General features: G+C 61.4%; 12 protein-coding genes. 5 read left to right on the top strand and 7 right to left on the bottom strand.

Annotation, left to right across the window (positions count from 1 at the left end; all coding sequences use genetic code 11):
- Nucleotides 1-79 precede the first annotated feature (79 nt).
- Together D8779_RS07100 and D8779_RS07095 are read right to left on the bottom strand one after the other, a co-directional pair.
- Nucleotides 80-1447, bottom strand: coding sequence for a glutamine synthetase family protein (locus D8779_RS07100; RefSeq protein ID WP_136663724.1), 1368 nt, complete (start codon nt 1445-1447; stop codon nt 80-82).
- Between the two features lie 114 nt (nt 1448-1561).
- On the bottom strand, nt 1562-2953 hold the full coding sequence (locus D8779_RS07095) for an aspartate aminotransferase family protein (protein WP_136663723.1): 1392 nt from the start codon (nt 2951-2953) through the stop codon (nt 1562-1564).
- A 255-nt stretch (nt 2954-3208) separates the two neighbouring features.
- Between D8779_RS07095 and D8779_RS07090 the strand changes: the two genes are divergently transcribed.
- Entirely contained in the window at nt 3209-3868 is a 660-nt protein-coding gene (locus D8779_RS07090) for a GntR family transcriptional regulator (protein WP_136663722.1), read from the top strand.
- 24 nt (nt 3869-3892) lie between these two features.
- Here the strand turns inward: D8779_RS07090 and D8779_RS07085 are convergent, their stop codons facing one another.
- A complete protein-coding gene (locus D8779_RS07085) occupies nt 3893-4303 on the bottom strand; it encodes an SMI1/KNR4 family protein (RefSeq protein WP_136663721.1) in 411 nt (136 codons plus the stop codon).
- Nucleotides 4304-4437: 134 nt separating this feature from the next.
- Here D8779_RS07085 and D8779_RS07080 point away from each other — a divergent pair, with 134 nt between their 5' ends.
- Complete coding sequence (locus D8779_RS07080; RefSeq protein WP_136663720.1) at nt 4438-5031, top strand: hypothetical protein; 594 nt, start codon at nt 4438-4440, stop codon at nt 5029-5031.
- Between the two features lie 4 nt (nt 5032-5035).
- On the opposite strand, the gene D8779_RS07075 is transcribed toward D8779_RS07080, so the two are convergent.
- From D8779_RS07075 to uvrD, 4 genes are all read right to left on the bottom strand, one after another.
- Nucleotides 5036-5404, bottom strand: a complete 369-nt coding sequence (locus tag D8779_RS07075; protein WP_136663719.1) for a VOC family protein — start codon at nt 5402-5404, stop codon at nt 5036-5038.
- Nucleotides 5405-5539: 135 nt separating this feature from the next.
- Nucleotides 5540-6379, bottom strand: a complete 840-nt coding sequence (locus tag D8779_RS07070) for a Tim44 domain-containing protein (RefSeq protein WP_136663718.1) — start codon at nt 6377-6379, stop codon at nt 5540-5542.
- A gap of 179 nt (nt 6380-6558) precedes the next feature.
- Complete coding sequence (locus tag D8779_RS07065; RefSeq protein WP_136663717.1) at nt 6559-7650, bottom strand: TRAP transporter substrate-binding protein; 1092 nt, start codon at nt 7648-7650, stop codon at nt 6559-6561.
- 121 nt (nt 7651-7771) lie between these two features.
- On the bottom strand, nt 7772-9973 hold the full coding sequence (gene uvrD, locus D8779_RS07060; RefSeq protein ID WP_136663716.1) for a DNA helicase II: 2202 nt from the start codon (nt 9971-9973) through the stop codon (nt 7772-7774).
- Nucleotides 9974-10207: 234 nt separating this feature from the next.
- Between uvrD and D8779_RS07055 the strand changes: the two genes are divergently transcribed.
- The 3 genes from D8779_RS07055 (at nt 10208) to D8779_RS07045 (ending at nt 15270) form a co-directional block, all read left to right on the top strand.
- A complete protein-coding gene (locus D8779_RS07055; protein WP_136663715.1) occupies nt 10208-13090 on the top strand; it encodes a putative bifunctional diguanylate cyclase/phosphodiesterase in 2883 nt (960 codons plus the stop codon).
- A 79-nt stretch (nt 13091-13169) separates the two neighbouring features.
- Nucleotides 13170-14435, top strand: a complete 1266-nt coding sequence (locus tag D8779_RS07050) for an MFS transporter (RefSeq protein ID WP_136663714.1) — start codon at nt 13170-13172, stop codon at nt 14433-14435.
- Between the two features lie 160 nt (nt 14436-14595).
- A complete protein-coding gene (locus tag D8779_RS07045; protein WP_136663713.1) occupies nt 14596-15270 on the top strand; it encodes a hypothetical protein in 675 nt (224 codons plus the stop codon).
- The last annotated feature ends 8 nt before the right edge of the window (nt 15271-15278 follow it).

Here is a 15278-nt window from a genome sequence, read left to right as displayed (position 1 = left end):
GGCAAACCATAAGCAAGGGGCTTGCTGCGCCCGGGTAAGCCCAGCCGGGCGCAACGCGTAGCGAATCGTCAACCGCTACTCAGGCGTGGGTCAGGTACCAGCGCCAGTCCTGCTCGCCAACTTCGCCCATAAACTGGCGAAATTCATTCCATTTGATCGCCAGGAACACCTTGAGGAATTCCTCGCCCAGCGCCTGTTTGGCCCAGCTGGAGTTTTCCAGCGCGCGCAGAGCGGTCAGCCAGTCGGTCGGCAGGGTTTCGCGCACCTGTTCATAGCCGTTGCCGATGATTTCCTCGCCTGGATCGATTTGGTTCTGGATGCCGTGATGGATACCGGAAAGGATCGCCGCGGCTGCCAGATAGGGGTTGGCGTCGGCGCCGCAGATGCGGTGTTCGACATGCCGGCTGTTGGACGGGCCGCCGGGTACGCGGAAGGATACGGTGCGGTTGTTCACCCCCCAGCTCTTGGCCAGCGGCGCGTAGCTGTTGGCCTGGAAGCGGCGGAACGAGTTGGCGTTGGGGCAGAAAATCGCCAGGGCGTCGTTGAGCGTCGCCATCATGCCGCCGATGGCATGCTTGAGCAGCGGGGTGCCATGAGGGTCTTCGGATGCCATCAGGTTATTTCCCTCGGCGTCGGCCAGGCTGACGTGCATATGCAGGCCGTTGCCGGCCTGGTCGCCGAACGGCTTGGCCATAAAGCAGGCTTGCAGCCCGTGCTTGTTGGCCACGCCCTTGACCAGGCGCTTGTAGCGCACGCCTTCATCCACTGCCTGCAGGGCATCGAAGCGGTGTTCCAGGGTCAGTTCGAGCTGGCCGGGGGCGTACTCGGAAATCGCCGTGCGCACCGGCAGGCCCTGCACTTCGCAGGCGGCGTAGAGGTCGTCAAGGAAGGGCTGCAGTTGTTCCAGCTCGTACACGCCATACACCTGCGGTGCCTGCGGGCGCACGCCGTTGGCTTGTAGCGCCGGTTGCGGGCGACCGTTGGCGTCGCGCTGCTTGTCCAGCAGGTAGAACTCCAGCTCCACCGCCATTACTGGGTGGTAACCGTCGGCCTTGAGCCGGTCGATGGCGCGGATCAGCACATGCCTTGGATCGGCCGGCGCAGCAGGCATTCCTTGGGTCGGGTGCATGCTTACCTGCAGCTGGCCGGTCGGTGTGCTGCGCCAGGGTTGCAGGGTCAGGCTGCCGGGCAGCGGATAGGTCCAGCAGTCGGCGTCGGCCACCTCCCAGACCAGGCCGCTTTCTTCCACGTCTTCGCCCTGAATGGTCAGCGCCAGGATCGAGCTGGGCAGCGGCCGGCCGTTCTCGTAGATGGCCAGCAGCTCGTCGCGGTGCAGCAGCTTGCCGCGGGGAATGCCGTTGGCGTCGATCAGCATCAGCTCGATGCTGCGCACTTGCGGGTGGGCGGCGAGGAAGTCGCGGGCTTCCTGAGGGTTGGCGAATTGCATGGTCGGATCTCGTATTGGGTCGTGTGGGCGCTATTCATCCCGTGGGAGGCGCTTCAGCGGCGACTGTCGCGGCTGAAGCCCCTCCCACAGGTGCGGTCGAGGTTCAACGATGAGTTACTCGCGCGCGTCGGGAATGGCCAGCAGCTCGGTCAAGGCCTGGTCGAGCATATCGATCAACTTGTCCACATCGTCCGCTGTAGTGCTCGGGCAGCACAGGGTCATGTTGTGGAACGGGGTGATCAGGATGTCGCGGTTGATCAGGTACAGGTGCAGGGCCATCTGCAGTTCGTCGTGGAACGCCGCTTCGGCCTCGGCCCCGGTCTTCGGCGACTGTGGGCAGAACTGGAATTCGCTGCGTGCGCCCAGCTCGGTCACCGACCATTTGAGGTCATGCTTACCGATCAGGCTGCGGAAGCCATCGGCCAGGCGTTTGGCCAATGGCAGCATGTGCGCGTAGGCGGCCTCGGTCATCACCTGTTCCAGGTTGGCGCGCATGCAGTGCATGGCCAGGGCGTTGGCGGAAAGCGTGGTGCCCATGCCGCTGTGGCCATGACCGTGGCTGCCTTCGCTGGCGCGTTGACGTGCGGCGGTCATGGCCTCGGCCATCGCCGCACTGCAGCCGAAAATGCCGCACGGCACGCCGCCGGCAATCGGTTTGCCGACCACGAAGAAATCCGGATCAAGGTCCCACAGTTTCGTGCAGCCACCGATATCGGTGGAAATGGTGTGGGTCTCGTCGATGATCAGCAACGCGCCGTATTTATGGGTCAGCTCGCGGCATTGCTGCATAAAGCCCGGCTCCGGCAGGACCATGCCGATATTGGTCATCGCCGGCTCGCAGAGCAGGGCGCAGACATCACCCTGGGCGAGTGCAGCTTCCAGCGCCGCGACATCGTTGAACGGGATCGAGCGGCTGTGCTGAGTCAGGTCATAGGCCTGGCCGATCAACCCGCTGCGCGGCACGGTTTCGCCATCGATGCAGCGCACCATCACATCATCCACGGTGCCGTGGTAGCAGCCGTCGAACACCAACAGGGTATTGCGCTGGGTAATCGCGCGGGCCCAACGCAGCACGTAGCGGTTGGAGTCGGTGGCGGTGGCCGTGACTTGCCAGAACGGTAGGCCGAAGCGCGCGGCCAGCAGCTCGCCGCAGACTACCGCGTCTTCACCCGGGAGCATGGTGGTCAAGCCGTTGTTGCCTTGTTCGGCAATGGCCTTGGCGATTGGGTCCGGTGAGTGGCCGAACATGCTGCCGGTGTCGCCCAGGCAGAAGTCGATGTACTCATGGCCATCGACGTCATAGAAGCGCGCCCCTTTGGCGCGCTCGACGAATAATGGGCAGGGCGTCGACCAGTCGGCCATCCAGTGCATCGGCACACCGCCATACAACGAGTGGCGCGCCCGCTCGGCCAGGGCCACGGATTTCGGATTGCGCGCGATAAAACGCTCGCGCTCGCGGCTGGCGAAGGCTTCTACGGCGGATGGGCTGATACCACTGGCAGTCATGTTGAACACCTCACTCAAAATCGTGGCTCATATTAGTTTGTGATCACATTTTGGTAAATAGGCGGAGTTAATTCAGGATTTTAGTGCTGATTTACTGTATTTGTGATCACATAAATGTCATGAGCCGTCCGCGAGGACACAAATTTAGACGCGCGTTACACTGCGCACGCTCCTAACTGATGAGGCCCTTTTTTATGCGTAACTGTAGTTTGACCTGCCGCCAGCTTCCCGCGCCGCCGCAGGGATACTGAGCGTATGGCTGATAACCTGCAGGAACAGCTCTACCAAAAAATACGCAACGACCTGCTGGCCGGACGTTTCCAGCCGGGTGAGCGCTTGAAAATTCGTGATCTTGCCGCTGCCTGGGGCACCAGCCCGATGCCGGTGCGCGCCGCTTTGCAGCGCTTGGTCGCCGAGGGCGCGCTGGAAGGCGAGCCGCAGCGCTCGGTGCGTGTACCGCCGATGACCCGAGAGCGGTATCAGAATATTTTCCAGGTACGCCTGGGGCTGGAAGGTTTGGCTGTGGAGCTGGCCACGCCCAGGCTGACGACCGCCGATCTAGCGGAGCTGCGCGGTTGCGTAGTGCGCATGGACGAGGCCATCGAGCGGCGTGACGTACAGGCCTATCTTGATGCCAACAGCCAGTTCCACCTGCAGCTGTATAGCGCGTGCGGCAACCCCGTGTTGCTGCGCAGCATCGAATCGTTGTGGCTGCAGGTTGGGCCGTTCTTCAATCGACTGTTCACGGAAGCCGATTTGTCGCTGCGCTTGAATGACTTTCACGAAGAAGCCTTTGCCGCCATCGAAGCCGGTGACGCCAAGGCGGCGCGGCAGGCGATGGAGCAGGACCTGAGTTATTTCGCGCGATTTTTGCTGAACCTGCTGGATCTCGAACAAACCCTTAAGCGGCCTTAGCCGCTTAAGGGTGGGTGCGGCGGCTTAGCTTTCCAGCCACACGTCGCGCACCCAGTGCCAGACCGATTCCCAGCTTTCGTCTTCGTTGATTTCGGTGGTTTCGGCTTCCCACAGCAGCACGGTGCCGTCTTCTTCCACTACGTAGTAGTTACCGTGGTCTTCGCACAGCGGCACGAATTCGCGCGGCACGCCCAGGGACCAGGCGGTGGCGGCCACTTCTGGCAGGTAGGTGTGTGATTGCGGATCGCTGGCAGTGACGGGCTCCAGGCGGCCGTAAACCACATCGCTGACCTGCAGCAGGTACTCGCGCAGAGCGAAGGGCAGGTGAATGAGGATCTGTTCCTGAATCTCTACCAGGGTTTCTTCTTCCGGCAACTCCAGCGGGACGGGCACCGGCTCGTTGAGTTCGCGCAACTGTTCGATGACTTCTTCCACGGTGTCTGCCTCATTTATTACGGGGTATACGGGAGCGTCTTATACCCTAGACGGGTCTAAGCAAAAAGCTGGCACAGTGCTATTGTGCAGATGAACAGTGCGTCAATTTATGAGCGTCATAGAATGGTTGGGTCATGAAAAGCCAAACGCAAGAGACCGAAGGTGGTGCCATCAGCGAGGAAGAGCGGCTGCAATTGCTGACGACCGCAGGTAAGCGCAACCGCTTGTTTATCCTAGCGCTGGCCGGGGTGCTGGGTAGCCTGATGCTGGTATCGATCGGGCTGAATATCTACAGCACATTCAGCACTGACGATGGGCCGCGTATTCAAGCGCTGGAAAAACAGCTGCTAAAGCTTGAGCGGCAGCTGGCGGTGCAACAGACCGCGTTGAACAACCAGGAAGAACTGCTGGTCAGTCAGCAAGCGTCGCAGCTCACGGGCATGTTCGACCGCGCAGAAAACCCCGACAGTCTCGCCGAGGTGAGCAAGGTGTTGCAGGCTCAAGAGCGCGATTATCAACAGGTCATGCAAGGGCTGAAGGTGGGGATGCGCGACCTGGCCAATATGCTGCCGGGCTCACGTAGCTGGCTGGCGCATTATGAGGAGGCGATTGATCGCGCCCAGCTCAACAGCCGTCAGCGCAGTGAGGAAATTCAGGCCTGGAAAGACAAGGCCCAGCAGCCTACCCCGGTAGCCAAGCCACCGGGTACTGCGGTTGATCCGGGCTGATGCATTAGCCCATATGGTAAAAGGCCAACTTGTTGCCATCCAGATCGCGGAAGTAGCCGCCATAAAAGCCCGGTATGCGTTCGCCGGGTGCGCCTTCGTCGCTTGCGCCCAGCTCGATAGCTTTGGCGTAGAGTTTATCTACCCCTTCGCGGGAGCCGGCGGCCAAGGCCAGCATGTTGCCGTTACCGGGAGTGGGTGCTTGCTTGTCATAGGGTAGGCATATGGCAAACATCGGCTGGCCTTTGGCGACGCCATAAAAGGCGATACGGCCCATATCCATCACAATCTTGGCGCCCATTTCGGCGAGCAAAGGGGTGTAAAAGGCCTTGGCTTTTTCCATGTCAGTGGTGCCGACTGTTGTGTATCCGATCATTGTTCAGTCCTCGTGGTGGGTCTTCTATGAAGGATGCAGCTTGCTCCTTGAGTGTATCGGGCGCTAGCGCATCAGTTGGCTGAATGATGGGCACAAAAAACCCGGGCAAGCCCGGGCTTTTTATTACAACAGGTATTAGCCGTTCTGGCGGATACCGGCAACCAGCCATGGCTGGTTGTCACCGGCCGCACGCTCCATGCGCCAGCTTTCGCTGAACACTTCACCCTGGTCAAACCGCGAGGTTTTGGCCACACCGGTGAAGGTCAGGGTCGCGACGGCTTTGTCGCTGAGATCATCGACGCCATCCAATTGCACATCGAGGTTGTCAACGTAGGTGGACTGGAAGCCATCACCCAGGTCGGCCCGCTCGCGGCTGAGGAACTCAAGCAGCTGCGGGGTGACGAACTCGGCGATCTGGCTCATCTCGTTGGCATCCCAGTGCTGTTGCAAGCTGAGGAAGTGCTCACGACCGGCGCTGATAAAGCTCTGCTCGTTGAACCAGGCCGGCGCGTTGATCACGGGCTTGATGGCTGCAGCGCTGCTGCCGCCAAAGATTGGGGCTGCTGGGCTCGCTGCTTCACGCTGCATCGGTGCGCCGTTAGCTGTAGCCGGGTTGGCTTGCTGGCGACGGGCGGCGAGGAAACGGAACAGCAGGAAGGCGATCAGGCCGAAAATCAGCATGTCCATGATCTGCAGGCCTTCAAAGCCGTCACCCATAAACATCGAGGCCAGCAGGCCACCGGCGGCCAAGCCAGCCAATGGGCCTAACCAGCGTGAGGCACCGCTAGCTGCAGCGGGCTGGCGACCGGCTGTAGCCGGTGCCGCGGATTGCTGGGTGGGCGCCTGACGCGCCTGATGGCTCGGTGCGGAGCCGAAAGATTTACCGCCGCCCAGACGCTTGGCCTCGGCTTCGAAGCTCATGGTAAGACCCAGGCTAAGGCACATGGCCAGGGCGACACTGAGAAAACGCTGCATAGTTAGCTGTCTCTTGATGATTGGATCTACGCGCGGCATCTTGCCCGGCGAGGCTGTGACTGGCTAGACCTAGAATGTTTCCGGCTTTTACCTGTGGCCGGCCGTATCGCGCCGGGGGTTGGATCAGGCCATCTGTGGTGATGGGTATCGCTGCTCTCAACCCATCCTACGGCTGGGGTTTAGCGCCAGTTGTAGAGTTCTTTCTCCGACAGCTGGTGCATCTGGCTGACCTGGGCTTGGAACGCTTGCATCGAGGCCCAGATGCGACCATTCAGCTCGCTCTGTGCGGCCAGCTCACCCAGTACCACGGTGCTTTCGCGGCGCATGGCGTCCAGCACGTCATCGGGGAAGCGCTTGAGTAGGGTGCCTTCCTGCTTCAACTGATCGAGCGCCATGGCGTTGTGGTAGACGTAATCGTCGAGCATGTCTTGGTTAGCGGCGCGGGTGGCTTCAGTAAGGATCGCCTGCAGGTCGGCCGGCAGGCTGTCGAGCGCCTTCTGGTTGATCAGCAGTTCGAGTACCGCCTGCGGCTCCTGCCAGCCGGGGTAGTAGTAGAACTTAGCCGCCTTGTGCAGGCCGAAGGCCAGGTCGTTGTAAGGGCTGACCCAGTCAGTGGCATCGATGGCGTTGGTTTGCAGGGCCGTGAACACTTCACCGCCCGGCAGGTTAACGGTGGTGGCGCCAAGTTTGCTCAGCACTTCGCCGCCCAGGCCTGGCATGCGGATTTTTAAGCCTTTGAGGTCATCCAGCGAGTTGATTTCCTTGTTGTACCAACCGCCCATCTGCATGCCGGTATTGCCCACTGCCAATGGCTTTACACCAAAGGGTGCATAGGCTTCGTCCCACAGGGCTTGGCCGCCGCCCTTGCTCAGCCAGGCATTCATCTCGCTGGTCGATAGACCAAAGGGTACGGCGGTGAAAAATTGTGCGGCCGGCACCTTGCCCTTCCAGTAATACGCCGCGCCATGACCCAGCTCCGCGGTGCCGCGTGACACTGCATCGAACACTTCCAATGGCGGCACCAGCTCGCCACCGGCATAGACTTTGATCGTCAGGCGGCCGTTGCTCATGGTCTTGACCCGCTCGGCGAGACGCTCGGCGGCGGTGCCCAGACCGGGGTAGTTTTTCGGCCAGGCGGTGACCATTTTCCACTGGAAGCTTTCTGCGGCAGGCGACTCTGCGGCAGGCGTGGCGGCAGGTTCTTCCTTGCAAGCGCTCAGGCCGAGGGCGGCGAGCAGGACGCTGGCAAGCAGCAGAGGGCGACGGATCATTAGGGCTTCCTTATTATTTGAAAAAACGGTCGATCACAGGGGTCGGGTGGATCACGCTTTTTTCATCCACCCTCGCAGTTGGCGGATGGGTGCAGCGTCATCCACCCTACAGGGACGGCTTTTACAGCGCTTGCAGCTTGGCGTAACTCAGCATCAGCCACTTGCTGCCTTCACTCTCGAAATTCACCTGCACCCGCGCCTGCGCACCGCTGCCTTCGAAGTTGAGGATGGTGCCTTCGCCAAACAGTGAATGTTGCACGCGCTGGCCGAGGTTAAAACCGGTGTCCGGCACGGCGCTGCCGGCGAACAGGTGACTGTCGTTGCTGGCGCCGCCCACGTTGCGACTCACTGCGCCGAACGGCCGGCTGACGCTGTTGGACAGGCGCACTTCCTGAATCAGTTGCGGCGGAATTTCGCGGACGAAACGCGACACCTTGTTGTAGGTCTCGGTGCCATACAGGCGCCGGGTTTCGGCGTAGGTGATGACCAGCTTGCTCATGGCGCGGGTGATACCGACGTAAGCCAGGCGGCGTTCCTCCTCAAGGCGGCCGGGTTCTTCCAGGCTCATCTTGTGCGGGAACAGACCTTCTTCCATGCCCACCAGAAACACCTGGGGAAACTCCAGGCCCTTGGCGCTGTGCAGGGTCATCAGCTGGATGCTGTCTTCATTTTCTGCCGCTTGGGTGTCGCCGGCTTCCAGCGAGGCGTGGCTTAAGAAGGCTTGCAGCGGGCTCAGCTCGTCGTCTTCGTTGTTGTCGAAGGTGCGCGCGGCGCTGACCAGCTCTTCCAGGTTTTCGATGCGCGCCTGGGCTTTTTCGCCTTTCTCGGCCTTGTGATAAGCGATCAGGCCGCTCTGCTCGATCACCGTCTGGGTCATCAGGTGCAGAGACATGTCCTGCGCTTTGGCCGACAGGTTGTTGATCAACTCGATAAACCCGGCCAGGGCACCCGAGGCGCGAGCCGGCAGCGTTTTGGCAGCGACCATCAGGTTGATGGCGCCCCACATCGACACCTCATGGGCACGGGCGTATTCGCGGATCGCCTCGATGCTCTTCTCGCCAATGCCACGCGCCGGCACGTTGATCACCCGCTCCAGCGCCGCGTCGTTGCCGCGGCCGTCGAGCAGGCGCAGGTAGGCCATGGCGTTCTTGATTTCGGCGCGTTCGAAGAAGCGCTGGCCGCCATAGATGCGGTAGGGCACTTTTTCGCGCAGCAGGGCCTCTTCAAGTACCCGCGACTGGGCGTTGGAGCGGTAGAGAATGGCGATTTCGCTGCGCTTGAGGCCGTCCTTGCGCAGGGCATCTTCAATCGTCTCGACCACATAGCGCGCTTCGTCGTGTTCATTGAAGGCCGAGTACAGGTTGATCGGCTCGCCGTCGTCGTCTTCGGTCCACAACTCTTTACCGAGACGCCCCTGGTTATTGGCGATCAGCGCGTTAGCGGCTTTAAGGATGCCGGCCGTGGAGCGGTAGTTCTGCTCCAGGCGGATCATCTCGGCATCGGCAAAGTCAGTGGAAAACTGCTGGATATTCTCGATTTTCGCCCCGCGCCAGCCATAGATCGACTGATCGTCGTCCCCGACCACCATCATGCTGTCACCGCCCTTGGCGAGCAGGCGCAGCCAGGCGTACTGCACGGCGTTGGTGTCTTGGAATTCGTCGACCAGCACATGGCGGAAGCGCCGCTGGTAATGCTCCAGCAGGCCCGGCTTGTCGCGCCACAAATCGAGCGCACGCAGCAGCAGCTCGGAAAAGTCGATCACTCCGGCGCGCGCGCAGGCGGCTTCGTAGCCCTCATAGATTTTCAGCATGGTGGCGAGGAACAGGTCGCCGCCGGGCTGAATATTCTTCGGTCGCAGGCCTTCGTCTTTTTGCCCGTTGATAAACCACTGCGCCTGCTTGGGCGGCCAGCGCTGCTCATCCAAGCCCAGCTCGCGGATCACCCGCTTGACGATGCGCTGCTGGTCATCGGAATCAAGAATCTGAAAGTTTTCCGCCAGCCCGGCTTCCTGCCAGTGCGCACGCAGCAGGCGATGGGCCAAACCGTGGAAGGTGCCGACCCACATGCCGGCTGGGCTCACGCCGAGCATCTGCTCGATGCGGTGGCGCATTTCGGCAGCGGCCTTGTTGGTGAAGGTCACCGATAAGATGCTGTGTGGCGAAGCGTTCTCGATCTGGATCAACCAGGCGATACGGTGCACCAGCACGCGGGTTTTACCGGAGCCAGCACCGGCCAGCACCAGTTGGCGGCCCACGCGCGCGGCTACAGCCTGGCGTTGGGCATCATTAAGAGAGGCAATCAGGAGTTCGGGGTCATTTTGCATCGCGGCATTCTAGGGGGCTGCGTCAGGCAGGGCAAACGGGAGCCGATTCGAACGCGGGCCAGGGTGCGTAATAGACGACCGGCAAGTCAGCTCGACGGGCACAGGTAGGTGCTGACTGCACTGGTCGAAGGTTTGTTCTCGATGGTGTGAATTGGCGCACGTCCTGCTTGGGCGATGCGTCTAGCTCGCGTATGCTGCGCCGACGTTTAGGCAATCATTACAAGAAAATCGCCTATGACCGCATCGACTTTATTTGCGCCCGCAAGTGGCCCTACGCCAACGTCCTCTCGGGAAGTGGCTCAGCTGTTTGCGACTGATATAGCTGCCGAACGCACCCGCATGCTCTACCAGGGCTCGCAGGTGCCGACCCTGTTTATGCTGCTCAGCGGGGTGGTGTGTGCCTTCCTGTTGTGGGGCCTGCTGTCGCCGTTGTTGTTGATCGGCTGGTCGATCTGGCTGGTGATCCTCGCCGTATTGCGCCTGGTGCAGGTGCGGGCCTTTAACAAAGCCTTGCCTAGCCGACAGGCCGAACGCCATTGGCGCCGTCTATTTCTGCTCGGTGCTGGGGCTTCCGGGTTGACCTTGGCGTTTGCCGTCATCGCTCTGGTGCCGGCGGATGTGTTTTATCTGCAGGCGCTGATCTATGGCTTGATTGGCGCAGCGATTCTTTCTGCCAGCGTGGCTTATGCCATCAGTTTCAGCGCCTTCCTGACCTTCGCCTTGCCCTGCCTGCTGCCCTCGGTGGGTTACCTGCTGCTCAGTGATAATCCCGTACAGCGCGGCTGGGGCCTGCTTGGCAGCATTTTGCTGTTGTCCCTGCTGGTGGTGGCCTGGCAAGTCAACCGGCTGGTGCAGCGCAGCCTGCTGCAGCGTTTTCACAATCAGGCGCTGATCAGTAATCTGGAGCACGCCAAACAGCAGGCCGAAGGTCTCAACGGCGAGTTGGCGCATGAAGTAGAACAACGCCGCCGCGCCGAGCGCGAGCTGCGCAGCGCCCATGGTGAGCTGGAAATGCGTGTGGCCGAGCGCACCCTGGAGCTGGATGAAACCACCTATGCCCTGACTAAGAGCCGTGCACGCCTGACCCTGGCCATTGAGGCCAGCGAGCTGGGCCTGTGGGACTGGGACCTGCAGAGCGATGAAGTGCACCACTCGCGGCTCAAGGAAATATTTGGTCTGGAGCCGGATGAGGTAAAGGTCATGCTGCGCGACCTCAAGCCGCGCCTGCACCCGGATGATCTGTCGGTGCTGCGTCGCGCGCTGGTCGAGCACATGAAAGGGCGCAGCGAGGACTACCAGGTCGAATACCGTATCAAACACGCCAACGGCCACTGGGTGTGGATCGAAGACCGTGGCCGTGCGGTTGAACGCGACGCAGAAGGCCGGGTCATGCGCATGCTCGGCACCCGCCGCGACATCAGCGCGCGCAAGGTTCAGGAGCAACAGCAACAACTGGCCGCCACAGTGTTTGAGGCCGCCAGTGAAGGCATCGTGATTCTTGATCCGGACTACCGTCTGTTATCGGTCAACCAAGCCTTCAGTGACGTCACCGGCTATCGCCAGGATGAAGTGGTCGGCAAAAGCGTGATCAGCCTGATCAACAGTGGTGACAGCCGCCGGCAGTACCAGATGATCCGCCTGGAGCTGGAGCACAGCGGCAGCTGGCGTGGCGAATTGATTGAAACGCGCAAGAACGGTGAGCTCTATCCACAGTGGCTGCAGCTCAATGTGGTGCGCGATTCGCGGGATAACGTTAGCCACATTGTCGGGTTTTTCGCCGATTTGTCCTCGCGGCGTGAGGCGGAAGAGCGTTTGCGCTACCTCTCGCACTATGACGAGCTGACCGGCCTGGCCAATCGCAGTCTGTTCAAGGAGCGGTTACACGAAGCCAGCCAGCGGGCACGCCAGAGCGGCCGTAGTATCGCGTTGCTGCATGTCGATCTGGACCGCTTCAAGCTGCTCAACGACAGCCTCGGCCATGAAGTGGCGGATCAGTTGCTGCGCCAGGTCAGCCGCCGCCTGACCCAAACGGTACCGGAAGCGGATACCTTGGCGCGGTTGTCGGGTGACGAGTTCGCCATTCTCATCGACTCTTACGGCAGTCTTTCCAGCCTGGCGCGCTTGGCCAGCCGTTTGCTCAGCAAACTGCGCATGCCGATGACCTTGGGCGGGCATGAACTGGTCGTCAGCGCCTCGGTGGGCATCAGCTTGCTGCCGGACAATGCGCGGGAAATTTCTGCGCTGGTCAGCCAGGCCAACATGGCCATGCAACATGCCAAGCACCTGGGCGGTAATACCTTCCAGTTTTTCACTGATAACCTGCAGGCCTGCACCCTGGAGCGCCTGCAACTGGAAAACCAGCTGCGCAAAGGCATCCAGGAAGGCCAGCTGGAGGTGTTCTACCAGCCCAAGTTATGCCTGGCCGACGACAGCCTCAATGCTGCCGAAGCGCTGGTGCGCTGGCGTCATCCCGAGCTGGGCCTGGTGCCGCCGAGCGACTTTATCGGCCTGGCCGAAGAAACCGGGTTGATCGGCGCGATTGGCGAATTTGTCCTGCGTCAGGCGTGTAAGCAAGCGTATGCCTGGCAAGCGCAAGGTCTGGCGCAAATTCGCGTGTCGGTAAACCTCTCGGTGCATCAGTTGCGCCAGGGCAACCTGCTTAGCCTGGTACGCCAGGTGCTCGATGAAACGGGATTGGCACCACAGTTTCTTGAATTGGAACTGACCGAAAGTCAGCTGCTCGATAACGTGGAAAGCGTCATCAGTACCTTCCGTCAGCTGCGCGAGCTGGGGATTAAGCTGGCGATTGATGACTTTGGCACCGGCTATTCCTCGCTCAGCTACCTCAAGCGCTTCCCCGTCGACTACGTGAAGATCGACCAGACCTTTATCCGCGACCTCACCCCCGGCAGCGAGGACGCCGCCATCACCCGCGCGATCATTGCCATGGCCCACAGCCTGGAACTCAAGGTGGTGGCCGAGGGTGTGGAAACCCAGGCGCAGATGGACTTTCTCAAGAGCCAGCGCTGCGACGAAATTCAGGGTTACCTGATCAGCAAGCCCGTGCCGGCTGAGCAGTTCGCCCAACTGCTGCGCGAGCAGGGCGACAAGTTTTAGGCGGCGGCTGGCGAGCGGCTTGTCTGGCGCCCACCTGCCCGCTACTGTCGCGCTTTTGCTGACTCGCAGGATGCCTTAGATGCAGCCCACTTCTGCCGCCCCCGCTGCTCGCCCGGCCAATGCCACGCTGATCCTGCTGGCTTCGCTGTACTGCGCTCAAGGTTTGCCCTCGGGGCTGATGGCGCATTCGCTGCCGGTATTGCTGCGCCAGCATGGCGTCGATCTGGCGCTGATCGGCCTATTAAAGTTGCTGGCGCTGCCCTGGCTGCTCAAGGTGCTCTGGGCGCCGTGGGTGGACCGCCTGGCATCGCCACGGCTGGGGCATCACCGGGGCTGGATCTTGCCGTTGCAGATGGGCGTTATTGCGGTGATTGCGAGCTTGGCGCTGATGGATCCCGAGCGGCTATTCGACAGCCAATTTCTGCTGCTGATCGGTTTGCTGCTGATCAACCTGGCGGCCTCGACCCAAGATATTGCCACCGATGGCTTGGCCGTACGCCTGTTGCCGGAGCGCTGGCGCGGGCTGGGCAATAGCCTGCAAGTCGGCGGGTACAAGATCGGCATGCTGGTCAGCGGCAGTGGTTTGCTATTGGCGATGGATACCTTCGGCTGGCACCTGAGCCTGGCGTTGGTGGCGGTGTTGCTGGTGTTGATGACGCTGCCGATCTGGCGCTTTAACGAGCGGCGCGAGCTGCCGTTTCAGCCGGCACAGGCCGAGCCTGCCGGGCCGGGGCTGTTGCTGCGGCATTACCGTGGTTTGTTGCTGCAACCCGGCATGCTGTTCTGGTTGGCGGTGCTGCTGAGCTTCAAGCTGGGTGATGCGCTGGGCTCACCGATGATCAAGCCGATGCTGGTGGACCAGGGCTGGAGCAATGCCGAGCTGGGCCAATTGACCTTGATCAGCAGCCTGGCCGGAATTGCCGGCGCGTTTCTCGGCGGCCTGCTGTATGCGCGCATCGGCGCGCTGCGCGCGCTGTTGCTGTTCGGTCTGTTGCAGGCCTGTGGGATCGCCGCCATGGCCGTACTGGTGAATGCCGGCGGCAGCATTGGTTTGGTCTATCTGGTCGCGTTGTTTGAGCAGACCGCCGATGGCATGTCCACGGTGGCGCTGTTCGCGGTGATGATGCGCCAGTGCCGGCCCGAGCATGAGGGCGCGGACTTTACCCTGCAGGCCAGTGTGCAGCTGCTGCTGGCCGGGCTGGTGGGGGCTACCAGCGGTTGGCTGGCTGAGCAGCTGGGCTTTGCCAATCTGTTTATCAGTGCCGGTGTAATGGGCTTGCTGGCACTGCCCATCGTGCTGCTGTATTTCTGGCGCGCTGCTCGGCCGGTATCACGCGTGGCATAAGTCGCCGGTTTAACGGCCGTTGTCCCTGTTGGAGGCTCTCGATTCCTGCCTGCGCCTTGTGTTGCTTGCCCGGCAGGCGCTCAACCGGAGCAAAGATGGCTGCCTTTGTGCTTTGCGCGGGTAATCCTGCGGGCCTGTCCGGATTGAGTAAGAGGTGCGTATGCGCAAACCCGCGAGCCTGAGTGTCGGCCTGCGTCTGTTGTTGGCGTCACAGGCAATGGCCCCGTTGAGCGTCAAGCTGGGGCTGGTGCAGCAACTGGGGGCGGAGAAAGCCGCGCTGCTGGCGCCGCATATGCCGCCTGGGCAGTTGCGAGAGCTGATCATGGCCATGCCCATCGAGTTTGCGGCGGCAGTAACCACGCACCTCGACCCACGGTTAATTCTCGACACCTACCTGGGCCTGCCAGACAGCCTGCACCTGGAGGTGGCGCGCCAGCTCTGCGTCGATGGTGCGTTTGCCACGGCCGCGCTGTATGCCGAGTGCCTGTCGGCCAAGCAGATCAAGGTGCTGATTTATGGCATCAATGATGTCGACCATGTACTGCAGATTGCCCGGCATATCGTCGACATGCCGCTGATCAGCGAGAGCCTGCGCAGTTTTTCCACCGGCTACCTGTGCAAGCTTACCGAGGCGGCAGTGCTGGATCGCAACCTGCCGGTGGCCGCTCAGGTGCTGGGGGGCTTGTCGCTGGCGCGGCAGGCGGATGTTTGTGCGGGGTTGCAACCGGCGACCCTGCGCAGGCTGTTGCCACTGCTGCTGTTGATCAGTGGCGATGGTTTGCGCAAGCAGCTGCCGGAAGCCGTGCTGCAGGTTTTTGAGCAGCAGTGGGCCTAGATCGCGGC

The sequence above is a fragment of the Pseudomonas leptonychotis genome, from assembly GCF_004920405.1.
Classification (GTDB): domain Bacteria; phylum Pseudomonadota; class Gammaproteobacteria; order Pseudomonadales; family Pseudomonadaceae; genus Aquipseudomonas; species Aquipseudomonas leptonychotis.
Note: the sequence above shows the minus strand (reverse complement) of the source record. Positions and strands in the feature narration are given on the sequence as shown.

Excerpts from the sequence above, each read along its gene's own strand:
- D8779_RS07090 (WP_136663722.1), top strand. The coding sequence starts at position 3,209 with ATGGCTGATAACCTGCAGGAACAGCTCTACCAAAAAATACGCAACGAC.
- D8779_RS07100 (WP_136663724.1), bottom strand. The coding sequence starts at position 1,447 with ATGCAATTCGCCAACCCTCAGGAAGCCCGCGACTTCCTCGCCGCCCAC.
- D8779_RS07045 (WP_136663713.1), top strand. The coding sequence starts at position 14,596 with ATGCGCAAACCCGCGAGCCTGAGTGTCGGCCTGCGTCTGTTGTTGGCG.
- D8779_RS07095 (WP_136663723.1), bottom strand. The coding sequence starts at position 2,953 with ATGACTGCCAGTGGTATCAGCCCATCCGCCGTAGAAGCCTTCGCCAGC.
- D8779_RS07055 (WP_136663715.1), top strand. The coding sequence starts at position 10,208 with ATGACCGCATCGACTTTATTTGCGCCCGCAAGTGGCCCTACGCCAACG.
- D8779_RS07050 (WP_136663714.1), top strand. The coding sequence starts at position 13,170 with ATGCAGCCCACTTCTGCCGCCCCCGCTGCTCGCCCGGCCAATGCCACG.
- D8779_RS07075 (WP_136663719.1), bottom strand. The coding sequence starts at position 5,404 with ATGATCGGATACACAACAGTCGGCACCACTGACATGGAAAAAGCCAAG.
- D8779_RS07070 (WP_136663718.1), bottom strand. The coding sequence starts at position 6,379 with ATGCAGCGTTTTCTCAGTGTCGCCCTGGCCATGTGCCTTAGCCTGGGT.
- D8779_RS07065 (WP_136663717.1), bottom strand. The coding sequence starts at position 7,650 with ATGATCCGTCGCCCTCTGCTGCTTGCCAGCGTCCTGCTCGCCGCCCTC.
- uvrD (WP_136663716.1), bottom strand. The coding sequence starts at position 9,973 with ATGCAAAATGACCCCGAACTCCTGATTGCCTCTCTTAATGATGCCCAA.
- D8779_RS07080 (WP_136663720.1), top strand. The coding sequence starts at position 4,438 with ATGAAAAGCCAAACGCAAGAGACCGAAGGTGGTGCCATCAGCGAGGAA.